The following is a 12,721-nucleotide window of genomic DNA, read 5'->3' as shown; positions in this document are numbered from 1 at the left end:
TGCAAACACTATTGGGTATCTACCGGAAGACGGTACATAATAGAATCTGTGAGGAGGCTGTAAAGAATGAAAAAGGTAATTAACAATCCCGAGCAAGTTGTTGAAGAAATGCTGCAGGGGGCGGTTTTGGCGCATCCCCAGTACGTTAAGCGGGTGGAAGGCTTTAATGTACTGGTGAGGGCTAATTCCCCGGTACAAGGGAAGGTTGCCTTGGTCTCAGGCGGCGGCAGCGGTCACGAGCCGTCTCACGCCGGTTATGTGGGCCGCGGCATGCTTGACGGCGCTGTGGCCGGGGCTGTCTTTACTTCGCCGACACCGGATCAGGTCTATGAAGCCGCTAAGGCTGTGGATGGCGGCAAGGGCGTGCTGCTGGTTATTAAGAACTACACCGGCGATATCATGAATTTTGAGATGGCGGCTGAGATGGCCGAGGCTGACGGCATTAAAGTGGCCAAAGTAGTTGTCAACGATGACGTGGCGGTGGAAAACAGCACCTGGACAACCGGGCGCCGCGGGATTGCCGGCACCGTTTTTGTTCATAAGATTGCCGGCGCCAAGGCCGAAACCGGCGCCGAACTGTCCGAAGTGCAAAAAATAGCCGAAAAAGTAGTGGCCAATGTCCGGTCGATGGGGATGGCTCTATCGCCGTGCATTGTACCGGCAGCCGGCAAATCAAGCTTCACGCTGGCCGAGAACGAAGTGGAAATCGGTATGGGTATTCACGGCGAGCCGGGAACTCACCGTGAGGCTTTGCGTTCGGCAGATGAAACCGCAGAGCACTTGCTCAATAAGATTCTAGGCGATATTGCGCTCGGCGCCGATGATGAGGTTGCTGTTATGGTGAACGGTCTGGGCGGCACCCCGCTTATGGAGCTGTATGTAGTCAACCGTAAGGTAGCGGCTATGCTGGCTGAGAAAAATATCAAGACTGCCAAAACGTATATCGGTAATTATATGACATCGCTGGAAATGGCTGGTTTCTCGATTACCGTATTAAAGCTGGACAGTGAACTGAAAGAATTGCTGCTTGCGCCGGCTGATACTCCGGCAATGGTTCAATTTTAGAAGAGAGAAGGAATTATAATGGCAAACGTGATTGCGGCAATAGAAGCACTGGCAGATGCAGTTATCGCCAATAAAGAACGATTAACCGAGCTGGACGCGGTGATCGGCGATGCCGACCACGGCATAAATATGGCGCGGGGCTTTGAGGCAGTACGCGGCAAACTGGCCGCGGCTAATCCGGCTGATATTGGCGGCGCTCTAAAAATGATCGGCATGACACTCATATCAACAGTGGGCGGGGCCTCAGGGCCGCTGTACGGTACTGCTTTTATGCGGGCGGCTGCGGCTGTTCAGGGTAAAACCACTATTGATGCTGAAACTGCCGCAACCATGCTGAATGCAGTAATTGGCGGGGTTAAAGACCGGGGCAAGGCCGTCCGGGGTGAAAAGACAATGCTGGATGCGCTTGAGCCGGCCTATGAAGCCTTTGTGGAGCAGCTGAACCAGGGCCAAAGCTTGCTGGTGTGCCTGGAAGCGGCGACCGCGGCGGCAGAGCAAGGGGTTGAATACACTAAAACCATTATTGCTACCAAAGGCCGGGCCAGTTATCTGGGCGAGCGCAGCATCGGCCACCAGGACGCCGGTGCGACTTCTTCATATCTGATGCTGTCGGTGCTGACCGATTTTGCCAGGCAGCATAGCCAGGAGGCCTGACTATGGTTGGTATAGTAGTAGTGTCGCATAGCGCCAAAATTGCCGAAGGTATTTGTGAACTGGCAGGGCAAATGGCGGCTCCCGGTCAAAAGCTGATTGCCGCCGGGGGGATGGCTGACGGTGGTATCGGCACCGATGCCTTCAAGATTCAGGCGGCCATCGAAGCGGCTGATACCGGTGACGGCGTGCTTGTCATGGTTGATCTGGGCAGTGCCGTAATAAGCGCTGAACTGGCCGTCGAGATGCTGGCAGAGGATAGGAAAGAACGGGTGGTCATTGCCGACGCACCTATTCTTGAGGGGACGATTGCGGCCGCTGTCGACGCCTCGATCGGCCAACCGCTGGCCAGCGTCCAGGCTACAGCCCAAGGCGCCCGTGAACTGAAAAAACGCTAAGCGGTGCATAGCCATTACCAGACACGCTATTGGAGGAATACATTATGACCAAAATTGAATTGGAGCTGAAAAATGCAGCCGGGTTGCATGCCCGGCCGGCCGCTCTGTTTGTCCAGAAGGCATCCGGTTTTGCCAGCAAGATCACTGTTCAGGCCGGCGATAAAACGGCTGACGCCAAAAGTATTTTAGCCATCATGAGCCTGGGGCTGGGGCAGGGGGCTAAGTTCACAATAACAGCGGACGGTTCTGATGAAACTGCCTGCGTGGCGGCCTTGCAGGCTTTAATAGAAAGTAATTTTGGCGAGGGTTAACTATGGGAGAAATATTATACGGTAAAGGCGTTGTGCCGGGGATTGGCATCGCCAGAGCTAAGGTTTTGTCCGGTGATTTGTCCAGCCACTTGGCAGCCTATAAAGCCGGATCGCCCGCGGAGGAAGCGGCTATGCTCACCGCCGCCGTCGAGGAGGCCGCCGCAGAAATCCTCCGGCTTAAGGAAACGGCTCTGTCAGCCGGTGAGCAAGCGCAGGCTGATATTATGGATGCGCATTATGCTATGGTGAATGACCCGGGTTTGTCAGCCAGTATGTTTGGACGGGTTGCGCAGGCGGTTTCTGCACCGCAGGCAGCTCTGGCGGCAGCGGAAGAATACGCCGCATTGTTTGATGCAATGCCTGATCCGTATCTTAGGGAGCGGGCGGCAGATGTGCGCGATATCGGTCGGCGACTGGTGCGGCTGCTCCTGGGAACCGGCAAGACAGAATACGGCCAGGAGCCTGTCATAGTATGTGCTCAGGAAATAGAACCTTCGACGGCAGCCGGTATGCCGGCTGACCGGGTGCGCGGCATACTGCTGGGACAGGGCAGCACAACTTCCCATACAGTCATTATTGCCAAGGCCCGCGGTATACCGGCTGTTACCGGCCTGGGGGATGCTCTTGAGCATATTGCTGCCGGGATGCTGGTTGTTGTCGATGGCGGTACCGGCCAGGTTTTGCTTGACCCGGACCCGGCGCTGCTGGCTGAATATCAAGCCAAAGCCGAAGCCGAGGAGGAGCGGAAACGTCAGGATAGTGCCATGGCAGCTTTAACGGCGGTGACTGCTGACGGCCGTAAAGTGCAACTGGCGGCCAATGTTGGATCGCCTGCTGATATGCCGGCGGCGCTGGCGCAGGGGGCAGAAGGGGTCGGCCTGTTTAGAAGCGAGTTTTTATTTATGGGGCGGGATGTACCGCCGACAGAAGAGGAACAGTTTGCTGCCTATAAAGAGGTTGCCGAACAATGCGGCGGCCAGCTATGCGTTATCCGGACAATGGATATTGGCGGCGATAAGCCGCTGCATTACCTCAATATCAGCAAAGAGGAAAACCCCTTTTTGGGCTGGCGCGCTATTCGGATCAGTCTGGAGCGGCCTGACCTGTTTATGCCGCAGTTAAAAGCCATTTTGCGGGCCGGAGTTTACGGGAAAGTGGCCATTATGCTGCCCATGGTTATCAGTGCCGCCGAAATCAGGTCTGCGCGCCAGTGGGTGCAAAAAGCTGCGGGTGAGCTGGCCCAGGAGGGTAAGCGATTCGCTGCGGCTGTACCGCTTGGTATTATGGTGGAAACGCCGGCGGCTGCCGTCATTGCCCGGGATCTTGCGTCTGAATGTGATTTTTTCAGTATCGGCACCAACGATCTTGTGCAATATACGCTGGCTGTCGACAGAGGGAATCAGGCAGTCGGCGCGCTTTACAGCCACTTCCATCCGGCTGTGCTCAGACTTATCGCCGGTGTTGCAAAAGCAGGCCACGATCAGGGCATATGGGTGGGAATGTGCGGTGAAATGGCGGGGGATCCGCTGGCGGCCCCGCTTTTGACTGCTATGGGCTTTGATGAGCTTAGTATGAGCGCCCCGTCCATTCCCCGGGTTAAAGAGGTTATTCGTAAAATCAGACTGGAAGAAAGCCGGGAATTGCTGGATAAGGCGCTGGCGCTTACCGATGCCGGCGATGTTCGTGCTCTGATGCAGGAATTTAATTCTCCGGTTTGATAAGTATTGCACGCTGCAGGCCTGCCGTTCTTAAACAGACGGCAGGTCCGTTTTTTCCGAACGTTATTTAAATTATTAGTATAATCATTCGATTTTTATTGACAGTCGTAATAGGCTAGTGCTATGATAAACAAGGGAAAAAAGGGGAAAAACTAAATTAAGCTGTTGTAACTCATAGTCATTATGATATATGAAAAACTATAGGACTGGCTGTTATTTATACAGAACGGTTCGGAAAGCGAAGTGGTATCGTGATTGAACGCTATACTTACCCCGAGATGGGACGTATCTGGACAGATGAGAATGAGTTCCAGACAATGCTGGATATTGAGATTGCCGCATGTGAGGCCATGGCTAAATTAGGGCAGATTCCTGCTGAGGCCGTGCCTGTTATTAAGGAGAAGTCCAAGTTTTCCGTAGAACGTATTCGCGAAATTGAGAAGGAAACCCGCCATGATATTCTGGCTTTCCTGCAGGCTGTAGCCGAGAATGTCGGCGATCCGGCCAAATATATCCACATGGGCCTGACCTCCAGTGATGTTAAGGATACCGCTTTGGGCGTCATGATGAAACAAGCGGCAGATATTATTCTTGAAGATCTTGTAAAGTTCCGTGATGTTTTAAAACGCCGTGCCGCCGAACACAAATATACTGTTATGATTGGGCGTACGCACGGGATACATGCTGAGCCCCTTACGCTAGGTTTAAAATTTGCGCTGTGGCTTGATGAAACCGAACGCAATATCGAGCGGATGAAACGGGCCAAGGAAGCTGTAGCCATTGGTAAAATATCCGGTGCTGTCGGCACCTATGCCAATATCGACCCCTATATTGAAACCCATGTATGTCAGCAAATGGGGATAAAGGCGGCTAAACTGGCTACACAGGTTATTCAGCGTGACCGCCATGCTGAATTCCTGACAACACTGGCTATTGTGGCCGGCTCGTTAGATAAGTTTGCCACTGAAATTAGAAACTTGCAGCGGACCGATATCCGGGAGGCTGAAGAATATTTCCACCCTGGTCAAAAAGGATCCTCGGCTATGCCGCATAAACGCAACCCGATCACTTGTGAGCGGGTTAGCGGTCTGGCACGGGTGGTGCGCGGCAATGCCATGGCTGCTCTGGAAGATATGCCGCTCTGGCATGAACGGGATATTTCCCATTCTTCGGTAGAGCGTGTTATTTTGCCGGACAGCACCATTCTGGTTGATTATATGCTGCGGATCTTTACCGATATTATTGATCGCTTACTGGTTTATCCGGATGCCATGAAAGCAAATATTGAAAAAACCGGCGGGCTGATTTTCAGCCAGAGGGTACTTCTGAAACTGGTTGATAAAGGAGCTGTCCGGGAGGAAGCCTACCGTTGGGTACAGCGCAACGCGATGGCCAGATGGCTGGAGGGCGCTGACTTTAAGACCAACGTCATTGGCGACCCGGACATTAAGCAATACCTGACACCGGCAGAAATCGAAGAATGCTTTGAATACTCACATTATCTCAGACATGTAGATACTATCATGGCCCGGTTTGGTCTCTAGATTTTAGCAAATAAATAACCCAAACCCGGTCAGTAAAATAGCTGTTATGGAAAGGATTTGATTATATGTCGTCTGTAGTTGTCATTGGTACTCAGTGGGGGGACGAGGGAAAAGGCAAGATTGTTGACTTTTTGGCCGAAAAAGCCGATGTTGTTGTTCGTTATCAGGGCGGGAACAATGCCGGTCATACGGTAGTGGTCGACGGAACCGAGTTCAAATTGCATTTATTGCCGTCAGGCATACTATATTCGGGTAAGACATGCGTTGTCGGCAACGGTGTGGTAGTTGATCCGGCCGTTATGCTGAAAGAGCTTAAAGGTATGGAGGAAAAAGGAATTGATACCTCATCCCTGAAAGTCTCCAACCGTGCTCATGTTATTATGCCATACCACCGTTTGCTGGATGAAGTGGAGGAAGAGTCGCGGGGCGACCGCAAAATCGGTACAACCAAACGCGGTATCGGCCCCTGCTATATGGATAAAAACTCGCGGTCCGGTATCCGGATGGTTGACCTGATGGACGAAGAAGAATTCTGCTCCAAGCTCGAGTTTAATTTGGAGGCCAAAAACCATTTGCTCAAAGCTGTCTATGGTGTTGAAGGCTTCGACTATGAGCAAGTCAAACAGGAATACCTTGAATATGCCCGGCAGTTGAAGCCCTATGTGACCGATACGGCGGCTGTATTGCATGGCGCTATTAAGCGCGGCCAGAAAGTACTGTTTGAAGGCGCCCAGGCCACTTTGCTGGATCTGGACCATGGCACCTACCCTTATGTAACATCCTCCCATCCGATTGCGGGCGGCGCTTGCATCGGCGCCGGCGTCGGACCTACTCAGATCAATAAGGTTGTGGGCGTAGTTAAGGCCTATACAACAAGGGTCGGCGAAGGGCCTTTCCCCACTGAGCTTACCGATGAGGTCGGCCAAATCATTCGGGAACGGGGTCACGAGTATGGTACAACAACCGGCCGTCCCCGTCGCTGCGGCTGGATGGATGCCTGCGTTGTCCGGTATGCAGGTTATGTCAGTGGCATTGACTATATGGCAATTACCCGTCTGGATATTCTTGACGGTCTAAAAACCCTTAAAATTTGCACAGGCTACAAATATAAAGGGCAACTCTTGAATGAGTTCCCTGCCAGCCTCAAGGTGTTGGCACAGGTGGAACCTGTTTATGAAGAACTGCCGGGCTGGGAAGAGGCCACCAGCAACGTGAGAAGCTATGAAGATCTGCCGGCCAATGCCCGCCGGTACATCGAACGCTTAAGTGAGGTTGCTGAAATAAAGATTGGTATTGTTTCCGTTGGCCCGGGCCGGGAACAGACTATTATCTTAGCCGATATGTTTTAAGAGAGAGGTGGATTCCGTACCGCCTGTGACGGTACGGAATTCCTATTATGACTAGCAATATATACCAGAAAAATACTCATTGACAAGCTCGTGTCCATCTTGTATAATCATATCTTGTGAAGACGATCCACTAGCTCAGTCGGTAGAGCACCTGACTTTTAATCAGGGTGTCCCGCGTTCGAGTCGCGGGTGGATCACCACTTACATGGCCCGTTGGTCAAGCGGTTAAGACACCGCCCTTTCACGGCGGTATCAAGGGTTCGATTCCCTTACGGGTCACCAAATATAAGCAGAGAGCCAGGTCTTTGGGAGCTAGAGCGACGCAAAGACCTGTGCGAATCGCTTAGTTCTGAGCGTTAGCGAAGAACATTATCCAACTTCCGGGCGATTAGCTCAGCCGGGAGAGCGCCTGCCTTACAAGCAGGATGTCGGCAGTTCGATCCTGTCATCGCCCACCAAAAAATAAGAGTCTTCGATTGGTATCGAAGACTCTTATTTTTGTCCTTAGCAGGGCACCTTACGCCAAGAGTTTAGTGCAAACCGAGTTTTCTTAACAATAAGATTAAGTCGAAGTTTCGGAATTTTTATGCATCTCGGTAAGCAAAAATGACCATTCGGTAACGAAATAATGCATTTCGGGAATGGATTATGGAGTCAGGATGAAATTGTAAATTATAATAGTGTTAGGTGTGCCTGCAGGTGGGGAGAAGGCGCGTTTTTTAGTGAAAAAGGGAACGTGTCCTCTTAGAGTTCGGAATATTCCATAATTTATCTACCGCTTACCGGCAGCACATACTATAAGCTATATTTTGAAAGGAGTGTTTATCATGGCGGGCAAAAGCTACCCAAATCGCTGGCTGATAGCCTTAGCGGGAATCGTAATGCAGATTTGTCTTGGTACTGTGTATGGTTGGAGTGTTTTTACGAAGCCTTTAATGGCCGCCCACAACTGGAGTAACTCTGATGTTACCCTGACCTTTACTATCGCAATTGGCAGCTTAGCCATATCCAGTGCAGCCGGCGGTTATATTCTGGATACCAAAGGCGCCAGGATAGTAGCTACTATTGGCGGTCTGCTGTTTGGCCTGGGTACCCTTATTACTGGTTTCGGCGATCAGATTGGTTCGCTCACAGTAATCTATCTTGGTTATGGTCTTATTTGTGGACTTGGTCTTGGCTTTGGTTATATTACACCGATTGCTACTTTAGTCAAATGGTTTCCTGACAAGAGAGGCCTCATTACCGGTCTCGCCGTTATGGGTTTTGGGTTAGGATCATTAATGCTGACTATACTTTCGCCCGGGATGATTGCCAGTATGGGTACCGCTATGACATTCTACATTTTTGGCGGAATATTCCTGGTGGCTGTTACTGCTGCGGCTCAGCTGATGATTGAGCCACCGCCGGGGTATGTTCCCGCCGGCTGGACGCCGCCGGCAGGCGCTAAGGCTGCAGCGGGCATGACGTTAGGGGAAGCCGTCAGTTCAAAATACTTCTATCTGCTTTGGGCGATGCTGTTTATTAACATTACTGCCGGTATCGCCTTGATCTCTCAGGCGTCACCTATGGCCCAGGATCTTATGCCCAGTTCGATGAGCGCCGCAGACAAGGCAAAACAGGCCGGCGTTATCCTCGGAATATTTGCTATCGTCAATGGTATTGGCCGTTTATTTTGGGCTTCCGCTTCCGATAAGATAGGCCGGCGCACTGTGTTTTTCACTTTGTTCGCCACACAGGCGGTCGCCTTCTATTTCCTGTCGGCAACAAAAGATATGATGATGTTTACTGTTATTTGTTCCTATATCTACGCTTGCTACGGCGGCGGATTTGCCACCATGCCGGCCTATGCGGCCGATGTATTCGGCACCAAATATGTAGGCCGGATTTACGGCTGGATGCTGACTGCCTGGGGAGCCGCCGGTATTATGGGTCCTATGTTGTTTGCCCGTATTCGCCAGGCATCCGGCAACTACAGTGAAGCGCTCACAATTACCGCTGTAGCGTTAGCAGTCGCCTTAGTCCTGCCGCTGCTGGCCGCTCCGCCTAAGGAACAGCAGAACAACAAGGCCAAAACGGCTTAAGCTTAAAATGAATAATGAAACGCCACCCTACCCGGGTGGCGTTTCATTATTCTCCTGGGAAGTTGCCGGCCAGGAGCGGCTGGTGGAAATGGTTGACCAGGCATCCACCGGGATGAAACAGGTTGCGGCCAACGCGAATAATAGGGCAATACGGGCTGATAGGACAGCGACGGCTGTAAAACTTTGTTTAAGCTGGTCGGCCAGTTTTTTAGAAACTCCTATATAAAACATACCGATAATACGACCGGTATCATCTTTAAGCGGTGCATAGCAGGTCTGATATTTTACGCCGATTACCTCGGCCTCGCCAATATATATGCCGCCATTTAGCACAGTATCGGCGACATAATCGGCCGCCTGCGTTCCGGTTGCACGGCTGCCGTCCCGCATGATGTTGGTAGCCACGCGCGTGTTGTGCAGAAATATTGTCACCGTATCGTCTGTCAATTGCGAAATCTTATCAACTAACTCTGTATCACCGTTGATGCGGGCACGTCCTTTGAAAAGTTCGCCGTTGACAACATGCCAGACGCCGGGACGCATATAATCGGCAATTTCGAGAGCTGTAGCCAAATCGGATTTTGCCTTTTCCGCGATTGCTGCCTCAATCTGAATCTGCATATCCCGGATCGTCATTATGCCGATAACCAGGCATACCAGCAAAACAGAACCAATTAGCCATACCGTTAATTTGGTTTTGAGACTAATCTGCATAGAAAGCCTCCTGACAGGGATGTCCTATTTAAGGCCGAGCGCCACTTTGAGATGTTTTACCCGGTTGCGGCTGACCGGTACTTCCTGTTTATTAGCATCATTCATACGCAACAAATAAGAGCCATGAAACCATGGCGTAATTTCCAGAATTTCATCCATGTTGATAATATACTGCCGGTGGATTCGCAAAAAGTTAACCTCAGTCAGCAGGTTATCAAATTCCTGTAAGGTGAGCATTGCCGAAAATTCGCCAACCCGGGTACGGACGAAAACGTCTTTATCCTTAACATAAATAAAAACAATATCACTCTTATTGACAGGAACAATTTTTCCGCCTGCCAGTACGCACACTTTAGCAATCTGCGCACTTTTCTCGGCAGAAGTTTTGGAGGATAAATTGCGAACTTTGGACAAGGCGCTAGCTAATTTTTCCTCAGTAACGGGTTTCGTGATATAGCCAACTGCGGGGGTTGCAAAAGCGTCAACGGCATGTTCGGGATGAGCAGTGATGAAAACAATATAGGGCGGTTTATTCATGCCGCTAAGTTTTTGCGCCATTTCCAAGCCAGACATACCGGGCATGCTGACATCCAAAAAGATAAGATCTGGTTTTTTTTCCAAAATAAAAATAAGTGCATCTACACAATTGGAAAATTTGGCGCTAACGTCAATATCGGGATGCTGGCTCAAAAGATATTCGATTTCGTCGCAAATAGGTTGTTCATCATCAATAACGACGGCTTTTGTTCTCACTTATAACACCTTCTTTTCGAACTGTTACGGATTGAGATTGAAAAGGAATAGTAAGCCGGATTTCGGTTCCGCAGGGAGGATCAGAGGTAATGGCCAAGCCATACTTAGTACCAAAGAGACTAATTAGACGTTTATTTACATTGGTAATGCCTACGCCATCTGATTTTCCGGCTTTGATTTGCTCCAGTTTAGCCTGAGGGATGCCTATCCCATTATCAGAAATGGAAATAATCAAAGTATCCTCCTCGGTGGACGCATCAATTGTCAGCAGGCAATTGCCCAGTTTGGGAAACAGCCCGTGATTTAAGGCGTTTTCAACCAAAGGCTGCAGAGATAATGCAGGCACAAACACCGTGGTCACCGCAGCGTCCACATTAACGGCAATATCCAGCCTGTCGCCAAAACGCGACTTGGCGATTTCCAGGTAAGCCATAATCCCAGTGAGTTCATCCCGCAAGGTTACAAGTTCATCCTGATTGGAATAGCCGCGTTGCATAAGGGTTGCCAGATTACCCAGCAGACTGCGGGCCTTATCAGGATCGGTACGGCAAAAAGACATAATAATATTGATGGTGTTAAAAAGAAAATGGGGGTTAATCTGGGCCCTAAGGGCCTTCAGTTCTGCCTTTTCGCGCATTTTTCGCTGTTCATCGATTTCGGCCAGTTGCAGTTGTACCGAGAGTAAATTAGCAATGCCTTCGGCGATGTGGATATCTAGCTCCGATACCGTTTCATCCTTTACTCTGGCTAATTCAATAGTTCCCACTACGTTATTGCCTGTAAACAGCGGCACTACCACGCCTGCCTTTAACGGGCAGTAAGGAAAAGGGCATCCCCGATCCGCAGGGGTATTAATTACCTTCATGGTCTTGCTGGCGATGGCTTCTTTTACCGCTGCCGAAATAATGGGTTCGCCAGGTTTGTGATGTTCAGCTCCCTGGCCAATAAAAGCCAGCCGTTTATATCTGCCGGTAATGGAAACCGCGTCTGCCTTGGTCAGGTCATAAATTATCCGGGCGGCTACGGTAGCCGAGTGAGTATTAAAACCCTGTCTGAGGTAGGGAAGCGTGCGGCTGGCGATATCAAGCGATAATTGGGCGGCGCGGGCGCCATAAATGTCCTGTTCGGCTTCAATCCAATTAATGATATATAAGAACAGCCAGACTCCCGTTACGCTGACAACCATGGTGAGTATGGCTACCTGCAGATCCTGTATCACGATGCCGGCCGGGCCGGAAAACAGTGCAATAAAACAGATCTGGCATAGTTCAATAACCAGCGCCACTCCGGCTCCGGTTTGGGGAGTAAGCTGCTGGAAAGTGAATCTTAGCCGCAGCAAGCCGGAAACTGTACCGGCCAAGGCAACATATATGGCCAGTGCAACCGAGGTTCCTTCCATAAAAAACAGATAACCGGCGCCAATCAGCCCTACACTGACCCCTGTAACCGGTCCGCCGGCGATACCGGCCAACAGTATGCCGATCATGCGGGTGGTGATATGGGACTGACCCCAGGGCAACGCACTATAATTACCCGTGATTGCCAAGAAAGAAAACAGTACGATAAGGGGAAGCTGGCTGGTTAAATGAAAGGGGTAGCGCGCACAGCGCATAATAAAACGGCTGCGTCCGGTAAGATATGCTGTCATAGCAATAAAGGACAGGGTACTAACGATTTCTAACAGCGTAATAACAGCCATGCTTCCCTCCGGTATCATATTACAGAGAATATTCGGCAAATGTACGACTATCCCTTTTTTATCCCAATTATTCCCGGGAAATATTTATACCTTCTAAAAGTGAAATGACAATCCTTGGTTTCTGCCGTTGTGCATAAAAAAATACACAACGGTAGTGCTTGACTAATCAGGGGTCATAATATATAATAACATTTGTCATACAAGGCCCGGTGGTGTAGTGGTTAACATGCCGCCCTGTCACGGCGGAGATCGAGGGTTCAAGTCCCTTCCGGGTCGCCATTCTCAATATTAAGTGATCGATGTGCGACGTTCTTCGATAAGTGAATAACGCCTCGGTAGCTCAGTCGGTAGAGCAGAGGACTGAAAATCCTCGTGTCGGCAGTTCGATTCTGCCCTGAGGCACCATAAATAAAAAACCTTGCATTATAGCAAGGTTTT

At 50.5% G+C, this 12,721-nt stretch carries 11 protein-coding genes and 5 tRNA genes; 13 read left to right on the top strand and 3 right to left on the bottom strand.

Annotation, left to right across the window (positions count from 1 at the left end; genetic code table 11):
• Nucleotides 1-66 precede the first annotated feature (66 nt).
• The 11 genes from dhaK (at nt 67) to SATMO3_RS30805 (ending at nt 9,117) form a co-directional block, all read left to right on the top strand.
• Nucleotides 67-1,065 (top strand): dihydroxyacetone kinase subunit DhaK, encoded by a 999-nt coding sequence (gene dhaK, locus SATMO3_RS30855; protein WP_371375601.1) that lies wholly within the window; start codon nt 67-69, stop codon nt 1,063-1,065.
• 15 nt (nt 1,066-1,080) lie between these two features.
• Nucleotides 1,081-1,719, top strand: coding sequence for a dihydroxyacetone kinase subunit DhaL (gene dhaL, locus SATMO3_RS30850; protein ID WP_371381823.1), 639 nt, complete (start codon nt 1,081-1,083; stop codon nt 1,717-1,719).
• Nucleotides 1,720-1,721: 2 nt separating this feature from the next.
• Complete coding sequence (gene dhaM, locus SATMO3_RS30845) at nt 1,722-2,114, top strand: dihydroxyacetone kinase phosphoryl donor subunit DhaM (RefSeq protein WP_371375599.1); 393 nt, start codon at nt 1,722-1,724, stop codon at nt 2,112-2,114.
• A gap of 44 nt (nt 2,115-2,158) precedes the next feature.
• Nucleotides 2,159-2,425 carry an HPr family phosphocarrier protein gene (locus SATMO3_RS30840; RefSeq protein WP_371375596.1) on the top strand — a complete coding sequence of 89 codons (267 nt, stop codon included), beginning with the start codon at nt 2,159-2,161 and terminating at the stop codon, nt 2,423-2,425.
• A gap of 2 nt (nt 2,426-2,427) precedes the next feature.
• Nucleotides 2,428-4,143: a phosphoenolpyruvate--protein phosphotransferase gene (gene ptsP, locus SATMO3_RS30835; protein ID WP_371375594.1), complete on the top strand. Its 1,716-nt coding sequence runs from the start codon at nt 2,428-2,430 to the stop codon at nt 4,141-4,143.
• A 251-nt stretch (nt 4,144-4,394) separates the two neighbouring features.
• Nucleotides 4,395-5,687 carry an adenylosuccinate lyase gene (gene purB, locus SATMO3_RS30830; protein WP_371375592.1) on the top strand — a complete coding sequence of 431 codons (1,293 nt, stop codon included), beginning with the start codon at nt 4,395-4,397 and terminating at the stop codon, nt 5,685-5,687.
• 65 nt (nt 5,688-5,752) lie between these two features.
• Nucleotides 5,753-7,036, top strand: a complete 1,284-nt coding sequence (locus tag SATMO3_RS30825) for an adenylosuccinate synthase (protein WP_371375589.1) — start codon at nt 5,753-5,755, stop codon at nt 7,034-7,036.
• A 124-nt stretch (nt 7,037-7,160) separates the two neighbouring features.
• Nucleotides 7,161-7,236, top strand: a tRNA-Lys gene (locus tag SATMO3_RS30820).
• A 7-nt stretch (nt 7,237-7,243) separates the two neighbouring features.
• Nucleotides 7,244-7,318: transfer RNA gene (locus SATMO3_RS30815), tRNA-Glu, on the top strand.
• Between the two features lie 100 nt (nt 7,319-7,418).
• Nucleotides 7,419-7,494, top strand: a tRNA-Val gene (locus SATMO3_RS30810).
• Between the two features lie 369 nt (nt 7,495-7,863).
• Entirely contained in the window at nt 7,864-9,117 is a 1,254-nt protein-coding gene (locus SATMO3_RS30805) for an OFA family MFS transporter (protein ID WP_371375586.1), read from the top strand.
• A 27-nt stretch (nt 9,118-9,144) separates the two neighbouring features.
• Here SATMO3_RS30805 and SATMO3_RS30800 read toward each other — a convergent pair whose 3' ends face one another.
• Genes SATMO3_RS30800 through SATMO3_RS30790 form a run of 3 tightly spaced genes read right to left on the bottom strand, consistent with a single transcriptional unit; the run spans nt 9,145 to nt 12,283 of the window.
• Nucleotides 9,145-9,831 carry a cache domain-containing protein gene (locus tag SATMO3_RS30800; RefSeq protein WP_371375583.1) on the bottom strand — a complete coding sequence of 229 codons (687 nt, stop codon included), beginning with the start codon at nt 9,829-9,831 and terminating at the stop codon, nt 9,145-9,147.
• Nucleotides 9,832-9,855: 24 nt separating this feature from the next.
• Nucleotides 9,856-10,584 (bottom strand): LytR/AlgR family response regulator transcription factor, encoded by a 729-nt coding sequence (locus tag SATMO3_RS30795; protein ID WP_371375580.1) that lies wholly within the window; start codon nt 10,582-10,584, stop codon nt 9,856-9,858.
• Complete coding sequence (locus SATMO3_RS30790) at nt 10,559-12,283, bottom strand: histidine kinase (protein ID WP_371375577.1); 1,725 nt, start codon at nt 12,281-12,283, stop codon at nt 10,559-10,561. Before SATMO3_RS30790 ends, SATMO3_RS30795 begins: the two co-directional genes overlap by 26 nt.
• Before the next feature lie 203 nt (nt 12,284-12,486).
• Here SATMO3_RS30790 and SATMO3_RS30785 point away from each other — a divergent pair.
• A tRNA-Asp gene (locus SATMO3_RS30785) sits at nt 12,487-12,562 on the top strand.
• A 50-nt stretch (nt 12,563-12,612) separates the two neighbouring features.
• Nucleotides 12,613-12,688: transfer RNA gene (locus SATMO3_RS30780), tRNA-Phe, on the top strand.
• Nucleotides 12,689-12,721: the final 33 nt, after the last annotated feature.

The organism is Sporomusa aerivorans (assembly GCF_041428895.1).
GTDB lineage: Bacteria > Bacillota > Negativicutes > Sporomusales > Sporomusaceae > Sporomusa > Sporomusa aerivorans.
This window is presented reverse-complemented; position numbering and strand designations above follow the sequence as displayed.